This window comes from Lysobacter panacisoli (genome assembly GCF_009765165.1).
Taxonomy (GTDB): domain Bacteria; phylum Pseudomonadota; class Gammaproteobacteria; order Xanthomonadales; family Xanthomonadaceae; genus Lysobacter_J; species Lysobacter_J panacisoli.
Genome location: NZ_VLNU01000001.1, coordinates 3,580,180 through 3,598,797 on the forward strand (window position 1 = coordinate 3,580,180; position 18,618 = coordinate 3,598,797).

17 protein-coding genes are annotated in these 18,618 nt (G+C 69.0%); 11 read left to right on the forward strand and 6 right to left on the reverse strand.

What is annotated here, in order from left to right; translation table 11 throughout:
• The first annotated feature begins 227 nt into the window (after positions 1-227).
• Together FOF45_RS16750 and FOF45_RS16755 are read left to right on the forward strand one after the other, a co-directional pair.
• Positions 228-1,550, forward strand: coding sequence for a sigma-54-dependent transcriptional regulator (locus FOF45_RS16750; RefSeq protein WP_158986862.1), 1,323 nt, complete (start codon positions 228-230; stop codon positions 1,548-1,550).
• Entirely contained in the window at positions 1,547-1,756 is a 210-nt protein-coding gene (locus FOF45_RS16755) for a hypothetical protein (RefSeq protein ID WP_158986864.1), read from the forward strand. The genes FOF45_RS16750 and FOF45_RS16755 overlap by 4 nt, the downstream gene beginning before the upstream one ends.
• Before the next feature lie 27 nt (positions 1,757-1,783).
• Here the strand turns inward: FOF45_RS16755 and FOF45_RS16760 are convergent, their stop codons facing one another.
• Both FOF45_RS16760 and FOF45_RS16765 read right to left on the reverse strand, forming a co-directional pair.
• Positions 1,784-3,547, reverse strand: a complete 1,764-nt coding sequence (locus tag FOF45_RS16760; RefSeq protein WP_158986866.1) for a transmembrane repetitive protein — start codon at positions 3,545-3,547, stop codon at positions 1,784-1,786.
• A gap of 20 nt (positions 3,548-3,567) precedes the next feature.
• Positions 3,568-4,164 (reverse strand): NfuA family Fe-S biogenesis protein, encoded by a 597-nt coding sequence (locus tag FOF45_RS16765; RefSeq protein ID WP_158986868.1) that lies wholly within the window; start codon positions 4,162-4,164, stop codon positions 3,568-3,570.
• A gap of 107 nt (positions 4,165-4,271) precedes the next feature.
• Between FOF45_RS16765 and FOF45_RS16770 the strand changes: the two genes are divergently transcribed.
• Both FOF45_RS16770 and FOF45_RS16775 read left to right on the forward strand, forming a co-directional pair.
• Positions 4,272-4,613, forward strand: a complete 342-nt coding sequence (locus FOF45_RS16770; protein ID WP_158986870.1) for a 4a-hydroxytetrahydrobiopterin dehydratase — start codon at positions 4,272-4,274, stop codon at positions 4,611-4,613.
• Positions 4,614-4,644: 31 nt separating this feature from the next.
• Entirely contained in the window at positions 4,645-5,067 is a 423-nt protein-coding gene (locus FOF45_RS16775) for an energy transducer TonB (RefSeq protein WP_158986872.1), read from the forward strand.
• A gap of 9 nt (positions 5,068-5,076) precedes the next feature.
• On the opposite strand, the gene FOF45_RS16780 is transcribed toward FOF45_RS16775, so the two are convergent.
• A complete protein-coding gene (locus FOF45_RS16780; RefSeq protein ID WP_158986874.1) occupies positions 5,077-6,063 on the reverse strand; it encodes an RluA family pseudouridine synthase in 987 nt (328 codons plus the stop codon).
• Positions 6,064-6,494: 431 nt separating this feature from the next.
• Here FOF45_RS16780 and rne point away from each other — a divergent pair, with 431 nt between their 5' ends.
• Complete coding sequence (gene rne, locus FOF45_RS16785) at positions 6,495-9,629, forward strand: ribonuclease E (RefSeq protein ID WP_158986876.1); 3,135 nt, start codon at positions 6,495-6,497, stop codon at positions 9,627-9,629.
• Between the two features lie 101 nt (positions 9,630-9,730).
• Here the strand turns inward: rne and FOF45_RS16790 are convergent, their stop codons facing one another.
• Complete coding sequence (locus FOF45_RS16790) at positions 9,731-10,378, reverse strand: response regulator (protein WP_158986878.1); 648 nt, start codon at positions 10,376-10,378, stop codon at positions 9,731-9,733.
• Positions 10,379-10,498: 120 nt separating this feature from the next.
• Between FOF45_RS16790 and FOF45_RS16795 the strand changes: the two genes are divergently transcribed.
• The 5 genes from FOF45_RS16795 (at position 10,499) to FOF45_RS16815 (ending at position 14,578) form a co-directional block, all read left to right on the forward strand.
• The gene (locus FOF45_RS16795) at positions 10,499-11,407 is read left to right on the forward strand and encodes a M28 family metallopeptidase (protein ID WP_158986880.1); all 909 of its coding nucleotides are present in this window, start codon (positions 10,499-10,501) and stop codon (positions 11,405-11,407) included.
• Positions 11,408-11,458: 51 nt separating this feature from the next.
• Positions 11,459-12,268 (forward strand): isocitrate lyase/PEP mutase family protein, encoded by an 810-nt coding sequence (locus tag FOF45_RS16800; protein ID WP_158986882.1) that lies wholly within the window; start codon positions 11,459-11,461, stop codon positions 12,266-12,268.
• A 114-nt stretch (positions 12,269-12,382) separates the two neighbouring features.
• Positions 12,383-13,369 carry a YhdH/YhfP family quinone oxidoreductase gene (locus FOF45_RS16805; RefSeq protein ID WP_158986884.1) on the forward strand — a complete coding sequence of 329 codons (987 nt, stop codon included), beginning with the start codon at positions 12,383-12,385 and terminating at the stop codon, positions 13,367-13,369.
• A 100-nt stretch (positions 13,370-13,469) separates the two neighbouring features.
• Positions 13,470-13,835 (forward strand): twitching motility response regulator PilH, encoded by a 366-nt coding sequence (pilH, locus tag FOF45_RS16810; protein ID WP_158986886.1) that lies wholly within the window; start codon positions 13,470-13,472, stop codon positions 13,833-13,835.
• A gap of 293 nt (positions 13,836-14,128) precedes the next feature.
• Complete coding sequence (locus FOF45_RS16815) at positions 14,129-14,578, forward strand: DUF3592 domain-containing protein (RefSeq protein ID WP_158986888.1); 450 nt, start codon at positions 14,129-14,131, stop codon at positions 14,576-14,578.
• 78 nt (positions 14,579-14,656) lie between these two features.
• Here FOF45_RS16815 and FOF45_RS16820 read toward each other — a convergent pair whose 3' ends face one another.
• Positions 14,657-15,553 carry a DnaJ C-terminal domain-containing protein gene (locus FOF45_RS16820; RefSeq protein WP_158986890.1) on the reverse strand — a complete coding sequence of 299 codons (897 nt, stop codon included), beginning with the start codon at positions 15,551-15,553 and terminating at the stop codon, positions 14,657-14,659.
• A 171-nt stretch (positions 15,554-15,724) separates the two neighbouring features.
• On the opposite strand from FOF45_RS16820, the gene FOF45_RS16825 reads away from it, so the two are divergent.
• Positions 15,725-16,210: a peroxiredoxin gene (locus tag FOF45_RS16825; protein ID WP_158986892.1), complete on the forward strand. Its 486-nt coding sequence runs from the start codon at positions 15,725-15,727 to the stop codon at positions 16,208-16,210.
• A 22-nt stretch (positions 16,211-16,232) separates the two neighbouring features.
• Here FOF45_RS16825 and pbpC read toward each other — a convergent pair whose 3' ends face one another.
• The gene (pbpC, locus tag FOF45_RS16830; protein ID WP_233264244.1) at positions 16,233-18,566 is read right to left on the reverse strand and encodes a penicillin-binding protein 1C; all 2,334 of its coding nucleotides are present in this window, start codon (positions 18,564-18,566) and stop codon (positions 16,233-16,235) included.
• Between the last annotated feature and the right edge of the window lie 52 nt (positions 18,567-18,618).

Consider the following 18,618-nt stretch of genomic DNA (forward strand, 5'->3'; position numbering starts at 1 on the left):
CGCAAGCAACGTGCCAAGAACTCGCGACGTCGGATCCATGCGATTGCGGTGTGAAAAAGCTTCGCGCCGCTGTCGTCCAGTGAGGCCGCGATGCCCGTTCGCACGTGGCGCGTCGTTCATATGAACAGCGCTATCGGAAAGAATTTCCTTCCGCGATGAAGCATCTTCAAGGCCGCTTAACCCCGGCGGACATACGCTGCCTTCCAGTCTCGATGGGGATTCCGTCCGTGCCTGCATCCTTGTTGATCGTCGACGATGATCGCGACTTCACCGAGTCCGCGGCCGATTTCGCGCGTATGCGCGGCTTCCAGCCCTACATCGCGCATTCGCTCGAACAATCGCGCCAGCTTGGCCACTTGCCTCCGCTGGACCTGCTGCTGCTCGACCTCGACCTGCCCGACGGCAACGGCCTGGATCTGCTCGATGATCCGGCGATGCCGGCGCACGAGCATGCCGTGATCGTCACCGGCAGTCCTACCGTGGAATCGGCGATCCAGGCCGTGTCGCGCCCTGTGTACGACTACCTGCTCAAGCCGTTGTGCCCCGCGCAGTTCGATGCCCTGCTCGCCCAGTCCGCCGCGGCGCATGCGCGCGCGCAGGACGGCACGTCGCAGCATGGAATGGTCGGCGGTTGCGAGGCGATGCAGCAGGTGTATCGCGACATCGAGCGCGTGGCGACCTCCAACGTCTCGGTGCTCGTCTGTGGCGACAGCGGTACCGGCAAGGAACTGGTCGCACGTGCGCTGCATGCGCGCAGCGGTCGGCGCGGTGCGTTCGTGGCGGTCAATGCCGGCGCAGTGTCGCCGGAGCTTCTCGCCAGCCACCTGTTCGGCCACGAGCGAGGCAGTTTCACTGGTGCGAACTATCGCCATGCCGGCTACTTCGAACAGGCCAATGGCGGCACGTTGTTCCTGGACGAGATCACCGAAATGACGCCGGCGCTGCAGGTCTATCTGCTGCGCGTTCTGGAGGCCGGCACGTTGACGCGCGTGGGGGGAAGCGAACCGATCGGCATCGACGTGCGCATCGTCGCAGCCACCAATCGCGATCCGCTCGTCGCGATGGAGGCCGGCGCATTGCGCGAGGATCTGTACTATCGCCTCGCCGACTACACGATGTGCCTTCCCCCGTTGCGCGAGCGCGGCGACGACGTGGTGCTTCTGGCGCGGCATTTCCTCGAGCAGCTCAACTTCCGCCACGGCACCGGACGGCGCCTCGCCGACGGCAGCGAACGCGTTCTGCTGCGACATGCGTGGCCCGGCAACGTGCGCGAACTGCGCAGCGCCATACAGCGCGCGTACCTCGCCAGCGATGGCCAGCAGGTTCGCGTATGGCCCGCCCAACGACGGATGCGGCCGGCGCTCGACGATGCGGACAGCGTGATCTTCACCGTCGGCACGAGCTACGCGGAGATCGAGCGTGAAATGCTGGCGCGTACGCTGGCCCGCTTCGACAACGACCGTACGCGCGCCGCGCAGGCGCTGGGCGTGAGCGTGCGCACGATCCACAACCAGCTCGCCCGCCTGAAGCGTTCGACGGAGGCGCGGTGACCGACGCTTCGACGGAACGCACCGAGGGCATGCACTGGCGCCACGCGCTGCGCAATGAGCTCAACACCATCACGATGGCGAATGCTGCCGCGGTGACGCTGCTCGATCACGGCGCGCCGCTGGAACGCGTGCGCGAACACCTGATGCGCGCCGAGGCTGCATGCCGCCGTTGCAGCGACCTGGTCCGCGACCCGGACAAGGATTGAGTCGCCACGCGACGCGAACGCGCCGCGTCAGGGACGCGTGCTGCCGTTGCCTTCCTGCAATTCCGGCTTGAACGGAACATCCGGCGGCGGCCGCGCGCCGGGAGGCTGGTCGTTGAGGTTTGGATCGCTGAGTCCGCATCCGCCGCCGAGCGCGAGCAGCGACACCACGCATTCGATGCGTTTGCCGGTGCCCGGGATCGGGATGGCGACCTTCTTGATGCCCTTGCGCACCCATTCGGCGAGCAGGGTTTCGTGGGGCACCCAGTACTTGTCGAGCGAGGTCGGTTCGAAGTCGTTCGGCTTGCGCTTGAGCCACGTGCCGGAGCGGTCGAGGTCGCGGATTTCCTCGGTGATCGCGCCCGGCGGCTGTCCGGGCGCTGCCGATCCCGGTTGTTCCGCCAGACGCACGCTGCCGTCGCGGTTGTACAGACCCGGCGTCACGCCGCGTTGTCCGCCCGGCGCGTTGCGCGTGCTCTCGCCCCAGTCGTCGCCGCGTGTCGGCGTGGACCAGGTGCCCGGTGCAGGTGTCGGACGCGGACCGGCGCCCGCGGTGGCGGGCGTGGTCGATGGCGCGGGCGTACCGGCCGTCCCTGGCGTGGCCGCTGCGGGTGCGGCCGGGCGCGCGGTCGAAGGCGCCGCAGGTGCTGTGCTGGCCGCGGAGGCGGGCGACGCAGTTGCGGTGCTCGGCGCTGTGCTCGGTGCCGCACTCGGCGTAGGCGGCGCGGCTGTCGGTGGTGCGGGCGTCGGTGCGGCGGCAACCGGTGTCGGAATCTCTCGCGTGCGCAGTGCCTGTTCGGTCGCGCGCACCTGCGGCACGGGCACGGTCGGCGTCGGCAGTTCGCGCACGGGCGCACGCTGCACCGGTGCGGTGACTTCGCGCACGGTGATCTCCTGCGCACGCTGCTCGATCGTCGGCGCGGCCATGTCCCGTGGTGCGATGTCGCGACGGATCGGTTGCACCGGCTCGGCGACGTCGGTCGTGCGCACGGTCGGTGTGGGCGACGTGAGGTCCGGCGCGACGATCGTCGGCTCGGTACGACGACGCGTTGGCGGCAGCACGAACACCTGCGGCGCGTCCGGCACCGGTTCGCTCACCGTGACGGCCTGTTCCTGCGGCGGCGCGGGTGTCGGCAGTTGCGGTTCGGGGACGTCGCGCTGGGCTATCTCGGGCAGCGGCGCATCGACGCTGGGCGCCGGCGGCGCGGGCACGGACGGCGCGGGCGCCGAGAGTTCAGCCGGCGCGGATGCCTGCGGTTGGGCGGGCGCGGGTTGCGGCTGCGGCGCGGGTTGCGACGGTTGCTCGGTCGGCTGCGCCTGGCCACCGCCCGGCTCCAGCGGCGTGCCCTTGCCGATGTATTCGATCATCACCACCTGCTCGCCTTCCGGTGGCGCCGCGCTTAGCGCCATGAAGCGCAGGTACATCAGGTACAGCAGCATCGCGCTGAAGAACACGTGCCAAAGCACGGTGAACGTGGCGGCGAACCAGTGCGTGCGGCGGTCGTACTTGTCCCAGCTGCGGTCTTCGCGCCAGTCCTGTCGCCACAGCGTGGCGAAGGCTTGCCAGCGCGTGAGTTCGGCGACACGGCGCGGCCGCATCGCCAGCGGACGCTGCACGAACACCGCGATGATCGCGTCGTCTGTCGCGCCGCGCACCGCGCCGGCGCGCTCGTGCATGCTGTCGAACCATGCCTGCCAACCGGGCGGAAACGTGCCCGGTGGACGACGCAGGTGCGGCGCGATGAGCTGCAGCCGTCGCTGCAGTGCGTGGATCAGGTCGGCGGCGGAGAACATCTACGTCGCCCGGCCCCGGGTCAGGCTGCCGAATCGCGCGGAATGTAGGGTGCGTCGCCGGTCGCGTGGTCGGTCGCGTCGCGTACCGCGGTCACGCCGGGCACCTTGCTCAGCAGGGTCTTCTCGATGCCCTGCTTCAGCGTCACGTCGGCCATGCCGCAGCCGTGGCAACCACCGCCGAAACGCAGCACTACGACACCGTCGGCGGTGACTTCCTGCACCGACACATGGCCGCGGTGCGAAGCGAGCTGCGGATTGATCTCCTGCTCGACGATCCAGTGCACGCGCTCCACGAGCGATGCCGAATCGGCCGGCGCCTCGCCCTTGATCTTCGGCGCGCGGATCTGCAGCTGCCCGCCGGTGGCCTGGGTCTCGTAGTCGATCTCGGCCGAGTCCAGGTAGGTCACGCTGGCCGCATCGAGCCACAGGGTGAAGCCGTCGCAATCCACCGCCCACTCGTCGCCCTGCAGGTCGGCCGGCTCGGCGAACTCCAGGCGCACGTCCGCGCGCGGCGTGCCGGCGTGGATCGCCGACAGTCGGACGCCAAGGCCCGGAAGCGCCTCGCGTTCGATCAGCTTGCGGAAATGGAGCTGGGCGGATTCGGAAATATTGATCATGGGGCTATTCTAACGGTGTCCGCGCAGCCTGAAGGCGCGCCCATCACCGGCGATCGCCGACGATGTGTTCCATTCAGTCGGTGTATCACCGCAAGGAGCCTTGAACCGTGAACGACCTGATTCCCCTCGCCCAGGCCCACTGCCTTGCCCGCCGCGGCAGCGAGCACAGGCTCAGCGAAGCGCGCGTGCGCGAACTGCTGCCCGAGGTGCCGGGCTGGGAGGTGGTCGAGGACGGCCATGCGATCTCCAAGACGTTCCACTTCCACAATTACTACGAAACGATGGCCTTCGTTAACGCGCTGGCGTTCATGGCCCACCGCGAGGACCACCACCCGGACCTCGGCGTGCACTACAACCGCTGCGTGGTGCGTTATTCGACCCACGATGTCGGCGGGCTGAGCGAGAACGACTTCATCTGCGCGGCAAAGGCCGAAGCCCTGTCGTCCTGACTTTCCGCGATCCGCACGTGAGCGAGGCCGTATGAGCATCGATCGTCACCTCCGCATCGTCCTGCCCCTTGCCGCCGTCGTGGCGCTGGCCGCCTGCCAGCCGCAGGCGCCGCAGGCACCGGCCGTGCCACCCACCGAACTGCTGGCAGTGGACACGCCTCCGCCGGGCTATCCGGAAGAACTCGCCTGCGACAACGTCGGCGGCCAGGTGGTCCTGCAACTGACGGTCGGTGCCGACGGCAAGCCGAGCTCGGTCGAGGTCTTCCGCAGCAGCGGTATCGCGCCGCTCGACAAGGCCGCGCAGGAAGGCGTACGCGGCTGGGTATTCAAGCCGGCCACGCGCGCCGGCGTCGCGCAGATAACGAAACTGCAGGTGCCGGTCAATTTCCGCCCGCCGCAGGTGCGGCCGCAGTCGTGCTTCGTGCTGGACGAACAGCGCCGCCGCGGCGGCTGAGCGCGCGTCTCAGCCCAGGCGGTCGAGCACGTCGACCAGCTCCGGCGCCAGCGGCGCGTTGAGCAGGTAAGGCGCCTTGCCGCCATCGAGGGCGAACTCCAGCGTGGACGCGTGCAGGAACAGCCGCTTCAGCCCGGCCTGATCGCGCAGACGTTTGTTGGCTTCGGCTTCGCCGTATTTGTCGTCGCCCGCGATCGGGTGGCCGATGTGCTGCGCGTGGACGCGGATCTGGTGGGTGCGACCGGTCTCGATGCGCACCTCGCAGTAGGACTGCCCGCCGCGACGCTCGAGCACGCGGAAATGGCTCAGCGAGGGCTTGCCGGCCGGATTCACCTGCACATGGCGCTCGCCGCCCTGGCGCAGGCCGATGTGCAGCGGCGCATCGACCGTCATCACGCCGTCGGGCATCCGACCGGTCAACAGCGCCAGATAGCGCTTGGTGATCCCGCCGTCCTCGCGCATCAGCGCCTGCAGTTCGGTCAGCGCCGAGCGCTTCTTGGCAACCACCAGCAGGCCGGAGGTGTCCCGGTCGAGGCGATGGACCAGCTCCAGCGTTTGTCCCGGGCGCAGCGCGCGCAGGGATTCGATGGCACCGTGGCTAATGCCGCTGCCTCCATGACTGGCCAGCCCCGACGGCTTGTTGAGCGCAAGCAGGCGGGCGTCCTCGAACACGATCGCCGCCTCCAGCGCGTCCAGCAGGCCCCTGGGCGGCGTCGGCCGGTCGCCGGCCTCGGCGAGACGGACCGGCGGGATCCGCACCTCGTCGCCGTCCTCGAGCTTGCGCTCGGCCTTGGCCCGGCCACCGTTGACGCGGACCTGCCCGGAACGGACCAGTTTGTAGACCAGCGAGCGCGGGGCGCCCTTCAGCTGGCCCAGCAGGAAATTGTCCAGGCGCTGGCCGGCACGGTCGGCCGGCACGCGCACGGTCCGGACCTGGGGCTCGGCGGCGCCCTTGGGGGCGGCCTGGCCGGTCTTGGGAGGGGCTGAATGGGTCATCCGACGGGGTTATCTGTTACACTCGCGACGCGAGATAAGGTTTTGATTTCGCAGGAAGTTGTTACATCAGCGGCCGAAAGCCCCTTCCTGCGATTCCGGTCCGCGTCTAACCACTGCCCCCGGGGCAGCCATGTTAGCAGCGATGGCCCGGCGGAACCGGACCTCGTCCGGCGGGTCAAACCGCCAGTGATGAACACGTCCCGTGCGGCGCTCGCGCCGCCGGCCCTAGCAGTCAGGATAGAAACAAAGCGCTCCCGCGGCGTGCCGTGGTGTCGTAGCGCTGGAAAACTTGAAGCCGGCCGCCAGACCGCTTTGTCATGCGCTGGCCAGCTTGCGGTATCCAGAGGCGAAACGCCCACGGCGTTCCGCGGCTGCAGGACGCGTTTGCGTCCTGCGCCGACCACGCGCAGGAGCGCGCGAGGAACGCAACAATGAAGCGAATGCTGATCAACGCGACGCAGGCGGAAGAACTCCGCGTCGCCATCGTCGACGGCCAGACCCTGTACGACATCGACATCGAACAGCCGGCCAAGGAACAAAAGAAGTCCAACATCTACAAAGGCAAGATCACCCGCCTCGAGCCCTCGCTCGAAGCGGCCTTCGTCGAATACGGCGGAGAGCGCCACGGCTTCCTGCCGCTGAAGGAGATCTCCCGCGATTACTTCCAGGCGGGCGTCGACCACAACAAGGCGACGATCCGTGAACTCCTGCGCGAAGGTCAGGAAGTGGTGGTGCAGGTCGACAAGGAAGAGCGCGGCAACAAGGGCGCTGCCCTGACCACGTTCATCTCGCTGGCCGGCCGCTACATGGTGCTGATGCCCAACTCGCCCACCGCCGGTGGCGTGTCGCGCCGCATCGAGGGCGAGGATCGCGCCGAGCTCAAGCGCGCGATGGACGCGCTGGACATCCCCGACGACATGGGCGTGATCATCCGCACCGCCGGCGTCGGCCGCGACGCGGAAGAACTGCAGTGGGACCTGGACTACCTGCTCCAGGTCTGGAAGGCCGTGGCCGAAGCCGCGCTGACCAAGCCCGCGCCGTTCCTGATCTACCAGGAATCGCGCCTGATCATCCGCGCCCTGCGCGACTACATGCGCCCGGACATCGGCGAGATCCTGGTCGATACGCCCGAGATGCACACCGAGGCGCGTGACTTCGTCGAGCAGGTGATGCCGCACAACCTGCGCAAGCTCAAGCACTACACCGACGACACGCCGCTGTTCAACCGCTTCCAGATCGAATCGCAGATCGAGAACGCCTACGAGCGCGAAGTGCGTCTGCCCTCCGGCGGCGCGCTGGTGATCGACCAGACCGAAGCGCTGACCGCGATCGACGTCAACTCGGCGCGCGCCACCAAGGGCGGCGACATCGAGGAAACCGCGTTCAACACCAACCTGGAAGCCGCCGAGGAAGTCGCGCGCCAGATGCGCCTGCGCGACCTGGGCGGCCTGGTGGTGATCGACTTCATCGACATGTCGTCGAACAAGCACCAGCGCGAAGTCGAGAACCGCCTGCAGCACGCGCTCAAGCAGGACCGCGCGCGCGTGCAGATCGGCCGCATCTCGCGCTTCGGCCTGCTCGAACTGAGCCGCCAGCGCCTGCGTCCGTCGCTGGGCGAATCCAGCCAGATCGTCTGCCCGCGCTGCGAAGGCCACGGCCGCATGCGCAGCGTCGAGTCGCTGTCGCTGTCGATCCTGCGCCTCGCGGAAGAGCATGCGATGAAGGAGAACACCGGCCAGGTGCTGGTGCAGGCACCGACCGAGATCGCCAACTACCTGCTCAACGAAAAGCGCCGCGCGCTCAGCGACATCGAACGCCGCCACGACGCGCCGATCGTGATCGTCGCCGACGAGCAGCTGCATACCCCGCACTACGAAGTCACGCGCATCCGCGAGAACGAGCTGGGCGAGGAATCGAACAAGCCCAGCTACCAGCGCGGCACCCCGCGCAAGTTGCCGACGCACGCGCTGACCAAGGCCAACCTCAACATCCCGGCGCTGCCGGCGGTGACTAACGTCAAGCCGGCCCAGCCCGCACCGCTGCGAGAGCCGCGCGAGCAGACCGCACCGACGCCGATGCCCGCGCCGGTCGTGGCCGCGCCGACGCATTCGATCGGTGTGGTCGAACGCATCATGCGTTTCTTCCGCGGCGGCGCGCCGATCGCGGTGGAACCGGCGCCGGCCGCCCGACCGCAGGACAGCCGCGGCGGACGCAACGACCGCAACGCGCCGCAGCAGCGCCGCGAAGGTCGCAACGGCAAGCAGGGTCGCGACAATCGTCGCGACGAAGCGCGCCGTGACGAGCCGCGTCGCGAGAAGGGTCCGCAGCAGCAGGCCCAGCAACCGCAGCAGGGCAAGCAACAGCAGCAGCCCAAGCAGCAACAGCCGAAGCAGCAGCAACCGCAACAGCAGAAGCAGGCGGAGCAGAAGCAGGCCGAGCAGAAGGCGCGTCCGCCCAAGCCGCAGGCCGACGAGCGCGCTCCCGCCCCGCAGCCGCAGGTGGCCGCCGAAGCGCCGCGTGCACCGCGCAACGAACCGCGTCCGGAAACCCGTCCGGAACCGACGCCTGCCGCCGAGGCCGCAGCCACTGCGCTGATCGCACCGGCCGTGGCAGTGGCCGCCGCTACGGCCGAGGCCCCTGTCGCTACCGCACCGGTCGCGACGCCGGCACCGGCCGGCGATGCCACGCATGCCGACGCCGCAGGCGAAGGCGGCGGACGCCGTCGTCGCGGTCGTCGTGGCGGCCGTCGTCGCCGTCGTGGCGGTGGCGCAGGCGAAAACGCCGCGGGCGTCGACGAGACCAACCTGCACGACGACGCCCTCGGTTTCGACGACGAGGACGACCAGCACGACGAGGCCGAAGCGCCTGCAGCCGCAGCCGCACCGTCGGCCCAGCGCTCGCAGCCCGAGTTCGATTTCGACGATGAGGCAGAGGCCGCTCCGCGCGCGCCGACGTCCGTTGCCGCCGCCCCGGTCCAGCCTGCTCCGGTCGTGACGCCGGCCGCAGTCGCCGCGACCGTGGCCGCCACGGTCGTCGTGCAGGAAGCCGCTTCCGAGCCCGCACCGGTCGTACAAACCCCGTCGCGGGACGTACCGGCGACGCACGTTCCGGCCGAGCCTGCCGTAGTGATCGAAGCGCCAGTCGTGGTGCCGGAACCCGTCCCCGCACCGGAAAAGGTCGAAGCGCCTGAAGTGGTCGAGCCGACGCCGGTTCCGACGCAGGACGAGAACGGCCAGGCTCCGGCGCAGGATGCCGCCGAGATCGCCGACTCCCGCCCGACCGCCACGGCGACCGCGTACGCCGAGCCGCCGCGCACGCGCGGCCTGTTCGACACGCTGCCCGTCGAGAGCGAGACCGAAACCGCCATCGAAGGCGAGCCGGCTGTCGAGGCCGAGCCTGTCCCGGCGCCGGCCGAGGCCGCAGCCATCGTCGAGTCGGAGGCGGTCGAAGCTTCAACGGCCGAAGAGGTTGCCGTCGAGACGCCCGCCGACGCGGCTGCGATCGAGCACGCGCATCTGGGCGAGCAGCACGATGGCGAGCGCAAGCAGGAGCAGGGTCACGCCTGAGTGGCGTCTCTCCCGCAGCAGTGAATCACTGGCCGCCTCCGGGCGGCCAGTGTGTTTTCAGGGCTCGGATTCCTGCGCCGTCGCGTCTCGCGACGAAATCGCTAGAGCGCGTGCGCCGGATTGATGACGCCGTAGCGACTGGCAAGTCTTGCCAGCGCGATGGTGTCGTTGATGTCGAGCTTCTCGAACAGACGCGCCTTGTGTGTGTTGACGGTCTTGGCGCTGAGACTCAGACGCTTGGCGATGTCGTCCTGGCGCATGCCCTGCACGAGCATCAACGCGATCTCCATCTCGCGCGGCGAGAGCAGGTCGAACGGCGAGGCGTCGCCTTCGATGCCGGACAGCGCGATGCTCTGTGCGATGCCGCTGGACAGATACCGCCGGCCGCGCGCGACTTCGCGGATCGCGCGCAGCAGCTCGCTTGCATCGCCCCCCTTGCCGACATAACCCGACGCGCCCGCTTCGAGCAGGCGCTTGGGCATCGGGCCGTCTTCCAGCACCGAGACGATGATGACGCGCGTGCCGTGATCGCCCTTGACCACGCGCTCGGTGACTTCCAGTCCGCTCAGTCCCGGCAGGTGCAGATCGCACAGCACGACATCCGGTTTGAGCTTGCGGATCAGCGGCATCGCCAGCTCGCCGCTCTCGACGTCGCCGAGCACCTCGATGTCGGTCTCGGCCGACAGGATCATGCGCATGCCGGTCCGCACCAGCGCATGGTCGTCCACGATGAACACTCGGATCGTCATCCTTCTCTCCGGTCGCACCAGCAAGACTTCATGGAAGGGAGGCCGCGGATAGGCCGTTCGGCCTATGGCGTCCACCCCGGACTGCGGCACACTGCCCGGATTCTAAAGGGGGCCTGCCCGATGCGCCGACTGAAAGTTGCACTGCTGCCGATCCTTTTTCTCAGCACCGGCCTGACCGCCGTCCAGGCCCGCGAGGCCACCCCGCCGCCCGGCCAGTGGCTGGAGGACGTCCGCAGCATCGCCGATGCGGGCGACAACGCCCAGCGCCGGGCCGCCATCGGCGCACGCCTGAAGGCACTCGGACTGGAGGCTCAGGCCGTTCCGTTCGAAGCCCGGCAGCGTGAGGGCGAGAACCTGATCGCCGAGGTCGCCGGCCCGTCGAGTGCGCCGCTGCTGCTGATCGGCGCGCATTCCGATCGCGTCGAAGCCGGCGACGGCGCCACCGACAACGCCTCCGGCAGCGCGACCGTCCTCGCCCTCGCCGAGCGCTTCCGCGCGAAGCCGCTCAAGCACCACCGCGTCGCCGTGGCGTTCTGGGACCTGGAGGAAGCCGGTCTGCTCGGCTCCAAGGCCTACGTCGACGGTGGCTCCACGCGACCGGCGTTGTACGTCAACTTCGACGTGTTCGGTTGGGGCGACACGCTGTGGATGATGGCGCCGGCCAACCAGCAGGCCGCACTGGTCGAAACCAGCCGCGCCGCCACCAAGGCGCAGCGCATCGGCTTCTCGCCGGGTGAACACTACCCGCCCACCGACCACCTGCCCTTCGTGCGCGCCGGCTGGCCGGCCGTGTCGTATTCGCTGGTCGATGCCGAAGAAGTCGCGAAGGTGCTTGGCGCCTACGCCGGCAAGAGTTCGCCGACGCCCGCCAAGGTGATGCAGGTGATCCACAGCGAGAACGACACCATCGACCAGATCGATGCGAAAGCCGTCGCCCGCGGTGTCGATGCCGTCGAACAGGCACTGCGCCTGTGGGATGCGCAGGCAGTCACGACCACGCCGACTACGACGTCCGGAAGCGGCGAGTAAGGCACGCAGTCGCGTGCCAGCATCGCGTCTCCCTTCACTCCACCAGACGCCATGAACCCGCACGCCGACTCCGCCCGCCGCTTCCGCCAACTGCACGCGCAGGGCGTCCTGCGCGTCGCCAATTGCTGGGACGCGGGCAGCGCCCGGCTGATCGAAAGCCTCGGCGCGTCCGCGATCGCCACCACCAGCGCGGGCCTGGCGTGGAGTCGCGGCTACGCCGACGGCGATACGTTGCCGGTCGAGCATCTGCTCGAGGCGGTGGCGGAAATCGTCCGGGTGATCCGCGTGCCGCTGAGCGTGGACGTGGAAGGTGGCTATTCGGACGATGCCGTCGTCGTTGCCGGCTACGTGATGCGACTGGCGCGACTGGGCGTGGTCGGCATCAACCTGGAGGACGGCAGCGGCGCTCCGGAGCTGTTGTGCGCGAAGCTCGCGCGCATCCGCGAAGCCTGCGCGCGCGATGGCGTCGACGTGTACGTCAATGCGCGCACGGACGTGTACCTGCGCGGGCTCGTCCCGCCGGAACGCCGTGTCGAGGAAACGCTCGCGCGTGCGGCGCTGTACCGCGATGCCGGCGCCGATGGATTGTTCGTGCCGGCACTCACCGATGCCGACGAGATTCGCGCGATCGCGTCCGGCACGACTCTGCCGCTCAACGTGATGCTCCGCTCCGCCCTGCCCGCCCTGGACGAACTCGAAGCCCTCGGCGTGCGTCGCCTCAGTGCCGGCTCCGATCTCGCCGAGGCCGCGTTCGCGCATGCACGACTGCTCGCATCGGCGTTCCTGCGCGACGGCCGCGCCGCCGCAGCGCCACGCATGGACTACGGCGACATCAACGCGCTGTTCGCGCCGCGCGACTAGCCTCGGCCTCATTGCGCATCGCGGCGCTTGGCGCGCGGGAAGTCGCCGTCGGACGCGGTCCGGATATCCTGTCGTTCCGGTTCCGGACCGCGCCCCCATACGGAGACCCCGCGCATGACCTCCTCCTTCGACGCATTCCGCATCCACAACGACGATGCGGGCTACCGCAGCGGCATCGAACGCATCGCGGTCGATGACCTGTCGCCCGGCGAAGTCGTCGTCCGTGTGGCCTTTTCATCGGTGAACTTCAAGGACGCGCTGGCCGGCACGGGCCAGGGCAAGATCCTGCGCCGCTTCCCACTGGTCGGCGGCATCGACGTGGCCGGCCACGTGGTCGCCTCCACCGATCCGTCCTTCCGCGAAGGCGATGAGGTCCTGGTCACCGGCTGCGGACTGAGCGAGACCCGCGATGGCGGCTACGGCGAATACGCGCGCCTGGAAGCGAAGTGGGTCATCCCGCTGCCAAAGGGCCTGAGCCTGCGCGAGAGCATGATCCTGGGTACCGCGGGCTTCACCGCCGCACTGGCGCTGTTCCGCATGCACGAGAACCGGCAGACCCCGGCGCTGGGCCCGCTGGCCGTCACCGGTGCGACCGGCGGCGTGGGTTCGCTGGCGGTCGACATCTTCAGTCGCGCTGGATTCGAAGTGCACGCGATCAGCGGCAAGCCCGAGCATGCCGATTACCTCAAGGCCATCGGCGCATCGCAGGTGCTCGGACGCGACGCCCTGGCGACGACGCGGCCGATGGAATCGGCGCGCTTCGGCGGCGGTCTGGACAACGTCGGCGGACCGATGCTCACCAGCCTGCTGGCGCAGACCACGCCCTACGGCAACGTCGCCAGCGCCGGCCTGGCTGCATCGCCCGAACTGGACGCCACGGTGATGCCCTTCATCATCCGCGGCGTGTCGCTGCTGGGCGTGGCCTCGGCCGGCACGGCGCGCGACGTGCGCGAAGCGGTCTGGCAGCACCTGGCCGACGACTGGAAGCCGCGCCACCTCGACCGGATCTGCATGCGCGAGGTCGGCCTGCCGCAGCTGCCCGAGGTATTCGCGAACATGCTGGCCGGCGGCTCGCTCGGACGCACGCTGGTCGTGATCTGACGCACGGATTGCACCTGGGCCGGCCGCGATGCGATGCGCGGCCGCCTGTTGCCACGCCGTCGGCGCTGGCTACAATCGCGGAACGTTCTGGGGGAAACATATGGCGCGCATTCTGATCGTCGACGACTCGCCGTCGCAGCTCATGGGTATCCGGCGAATCGTCGAGAAGCTCGGCCACGAAGCACTGACGGCCGAGGACGGCGCCGCCGGGGTCGAGGCCGCCAAGCGCGAGCTGCCGGACATGATCCTGATGGACGTGGTCATGCCGAACCTCAACGGCTTCCAGGCTACTCGCTCGATCACTCGCGACCCGACCACGTCGCACATCCCGGTCGTGCTGGTAACCACCAAGGACCAGGACACCGACCGCGTGTGGGGCATGCGCCAGGGCGCCAAGGCCTACATCACCAAGCCCTTCAGCGAGGGCGACCTGTCGGACGTGATCAGCCAGGTCATGAAGGCCTGAACCTCGCGCTCGATCCGCGCTAGTCCAGCAAGCGGCTGACGGCCTCGGCAAAGATCGCGAAGGCCGTCACGCCCGATACTCCCCAGAGGAAGCAGATGGCGTTGCGCATCCAGCGCGACGCGTAGGACTTTGGCTGTGGCATGCAGTCATGGCATCAGCCGCTGCCTCGCAAGACCATAGGAATTCTCTGATCTTGAGGACGGCCGTATCCGGCCTCTCTCGGAAACCTCTGATGGATGCGTGAGGGTGAGAAACCGAAACTGCGCGACCTTTCGACGGTTCCCGCATTCTCCATGTTCGAGAAGCTCGTTTCCTGGCCGGCCGTCGCCTTTGTCCTTGGCGTGGCCGTCCTGATCGCCTTCATGGGCTACCGCGAGACATCCGAGATGACGCGACTGTCCGAGCACGGTCGCAAGGCGATGGCGCAGATCGAGGAAGTCCACTGGACCACCCGGCGCGGGATCGACAGCAACTACACGCTGGATGTCACGTTCGAGCCGGAGGGTGGCAAGGCTGTCCACGAGGAGGTCTCGGTGGACAACGACATCGGCGAACAGGCGCGCAACGACGAATCCTTCACCGAGCTGGAAGTGTCCTACCTGCCGGACGATACGTCCGTGGTGCGTCCTGCCGACGCGGAAGACGGTTCAACTCGCATGTACGTGGTGGCCGGTGCGATGGCCGCTTTGGCAGCCCTGCTGGCGATGCTGCGCCTACGCCAGGGGTATGCTGCAGGCGGCTGATCGCAACGCAGGCCAGCCTGCTCGACGAAGCTTGCTCGAAGAACAAGGGTCGCCTCGGTGCCCCTTCGCTTTTCTGCCTTATGCGCGGCGCCAGTCGTCGCCGAACGCCTCGCCCATCCGCTCGTAGGCTTCGCGCTGCGCCTCGGTGTGCGCGCGTGGGGCGAGCACTTCCAGTTCCACGATCTGATCGCCCGGCGGGTGTTTGCCCGATGGATCGTTGGGCAATCCACGTCCGCGTAGACGCAGCTTGCGACCGGCTTCCGAGTTGGCGGGAATCTTCAGTTCAACCGCGCCGCCGAGGGTCGGCACGCTGACCGTGGCGCCCAGTGCGGCCTCCCACGGCGCGATCGCCAACACGTGGATCACGTTGCGGCCGTCCACTTCGAACCGCGGATGCGCGGCGTACTCGATCTCCAGCAGCAGATCGCCATGCGCGCCCTGCCCCGCGAGCCGGATCACCTGGCCCGGGCGGATGCCCTTGGGAATGCGCACGTCGAGGGTCTTGTCGTTGACCGAGATGCGCACGCTTCCGCCGCTGTAGACGGTCTCCAGTGCGACGGCCAGCTTGGCGCGCGTGTCGCCGCGCGGCTGCGGCCCGCGTTGGCCGAAACCACCACCGCGACCGAACAGGCTCTCGAAGAAATCGCTGAATCCGCCGCCCGCGCCGCCGCCGGCGAAGATCTCGTCGAAGTCGACCCCGCCAGGGCCCGCACCGCCAAAGCCGCCGGGCGGCGGCTGGACCTCATCGCCAGGACGGTAACCGCGTGCGCGCAACTGGTCGTACGCGGCGCGCTTGGGCGGATCGCGCAGGGCCTCGTAGGCTTCGTTGACCGCCTTGAACTTCTCCTCCGCGCCCGCTTCCTTGCTGACGTCGGGGTGGTATTTGCGGGCAAGGCGACGGTACGCCGTCTTGATCTCGGCATCGCCGGCGCCCGGTTCGACGCCGAGGGTTTCGTAGTAGTCCTTGAACTGCATGGATCGATCCGTCCGGAAAGCCAGGGCCGCTGGCCACGGGCGAAAGGTTAACGCACTGGATGCGAGGCTCGCGCACACGGCCGAGCCATCCAACGCATCATTGACGTTGGCTTGCCGGCCAACCGCTAGACTGCCGTCCAGAATCCGAGAAGCTCCCCACAGGACACGCACATGACCATCCAGATCGGCGAACGCATTCCCGAAGTGACGCTGCAGCGCATCCGCGAAGGCGTGGAGACCATCGACACGAACGCGCTGTTCGACGATCGCCGCATCGTCCTGTTCGCCGTGCCCGGCGCGTTCACGCCGACCTGCTCGGAAAAGCACCTGCCCGGCTTCGTGCAGCACTTCGAGGAATTCCGCAATCAGGGCATCGAAGTCGCCTGCATGGCGGTCAACGACCCGTTCGTGATGCAGGCCTGGGGCGTGAGCCAGCACGTCCCCGACGGCTTGATGATGCTCGCCGACGGCAACGGCGACTTCACCCGCGCGCTCGGCCTGGAACTCGACGCCAGCGCCTACGGCATGGGCCTGCGCGCCAGGCGCTTCGCCCTGTTCGCCGAAAACGGCGTGGTGAAGCTGCTGAACATCGAGGCGCCGGGCGAGTTCCGCGTGTCCTCGGCCGAGCACATGCTGGAGCAGCTCAAGCACGGCTGAACCACCGCGGCACGGGCGTCGCTCACGGCAGCACGCGGAAACTCACGCGCGACCACGCGCCACTGTCGGCCAGCGCGGTCAGGTGGTGGTCGCCGGCGTCGCCGAAGTCGTGCACGAAGCTGCCCTCGCCCGCCGACTCGCCGATCAGTCGCCCGTCCAGCAGCCAGCGCACGCGCGCCGGACTGCCCAACGCACGCAGCGCCAGTCGCACGCCGTGCGTGCTGCCCGGTGCGCTGGCGAGCGTGGCGCGATCGGACACGCCTTCGATCCGCAACGACTCGCTGGCCTCGCGACCGTCGGCGACGCAATCGGGCGACAGCGCCGGCAACTGCGCCGCGCGGCGCGATTCGCTCGATAGCCACGGCGACGCGAGTGCCGGCCAGCGGGCGATCTCGCGCGCGATCCGTTCGTGCTCGCGCGTACATTCCGCCGACAGCCGCAGGCCGTTGCGCGCGTCGACCTCGAAGCGCTCCACGCCCGCATTCCATAGCCGGGCATCGCGCTCGGCGAAAGTCGGCGGCAGCGAGCCGTCGAGCGTCCACGCCGGCATCCGACGCCGGCACAGCTGCGGCGCCTGCGAATCGAGTGGCAGGCCGAGCGGCCAACACACCTCGACCTCGGCGACCGTCGCCGGCATCGGCACCGGTGCCGCGTCGCCACGCTGGTGCGGCAGACTGTCGATCACCTCGAACAGCAGCGGCAGCGCCGTCACCGCGCCGTACTGACCCGGCAGCGGCGTGCCATCGGGTCGACCGACCCACACGCCCACCGTGTAACGGCGCGTACTGCCCAGCGCCCACGCATCGCGGAAGCCGTAGCTCGTGCCGGTCTTCCAGGCGACGCGGGTTCGTCCACGCGGATCGAAAGTTTCGTTGGCGACGCCGGAACGCGGATTGGCTTCGAGGATCTCGCGCACGATCCACGCCGCGCCCGGCGACAGCAGACGGCGATCCACGCGCGGCGCGTCGGGCGTGTAGCGCACACGTCCGGCGACACCGTTGCGATTGAGCGCGGCGTAGGCGCCGACGAGATCCTCCAGCCGCGCGCCGGTGCCGCCGAGGATCATCGACAGGTTCGGCTCCGCACCGGGCGGCCACTGCAGGCGGATGCCGGCGTGCGCCAGACGCGCGGAGAACCGCGCGGGACCGACGCGGTCGAGCAGGTCCACGGCCGGCACGTTGAGCGAGAGCCGCAAGGCCTGCGCCACGCCGACCGGCCCGTTGAACGCCGCATCGAAATTGCCAGGCCGGTAATTGCCGAACGACTGCGGCGCGTCGACCAGCAGGCTCTCGGAATGGATCAGGCCATCGTCCAGCGCCAGTCCGTACAGGAACGGCTTGAGCGTCGAACCCGGCGAACGCCACGCACGCACCATGTCGACGTGGCCCAGGCTTGCGGCGTCGGCGAACTCCAGCGAGCCGACGTATGCGCGCGCTTCGAGCGTGGCGTTGTCGACCACGAGCAGCGCTGCCGAGGTGCGCCCAGGCAGGCCGGAGAAATAGGCCGAGACACGCTCCTCAAGCGTGCGTTGCAGCTCCAGGTCGATCGTCGAGGTCAACCGCGTCGAATCCGGCCGCTCCACGCGCAGGCGCTGCGCGAGCAGCGGCGCATGTCGTGGGGGCTGCAGCGAGCGCGCGACCACGGACTCGACACGCGCATCCGCGACCACATCGGCGGACCACACGCCGGTCCGCTGCATGCGCGCGAGCACCTTGTCGCGGGCGATGCGCGCACGCTCGGGCTCGCGATCGGGCCGCAGCCGGCTCGGCGATTGCGGCAGGACCGCGAGCAATGCCGCTTCCGCGTGCGAAAGGCGCGAGGCCGGCTTTCCGAGGTACGCCCAGCTCGCCGCCTCCACGCCTTCGACCGTGCCACCGAACGGCGCGCGATCGAGATACAGGGTGAGGATCTCGCGCTTGTCCAGGTGAACTTCCAGCTGCACCGCGCGCAGCATCTGCCGCACCTTGCGCCACGGCGTACGCGGTGCGCGTCCGTGGCCGGCGTCGAGGATGCGCGCGACCTGCATCGTCAGTGTAGAACCGCCCGACACCACGCGTCCGCTGCGTGCCCATTGCACGGCGGCGCGCACCATCGCGACCGGATTAATGCCCGGATGCCGCCAGAACCAGCGGTCCTCGTAGGTCAGCAGCGCCTGCAGGTACAGCGGCGAGACGCGTTCCGGCGTCGTCGGATAGCGCCAGATGCCATCGACGTCGGCGAACGCGCGCAGCGGCGTGCCGTCGGCCGCGACCACGACCGCGCCCTGCCCGCGCGAATCCGGCAACGGCAGCGGGAACGCCAGGTCAAGCAGCATCGCCGCGATCAGCAGCGACAGCGCCGCCAATGCGCCCTGCATGCCACGGCGCCGCAGTCGCGTCCGCCACGCGCTCGAAATACGCGACGACATA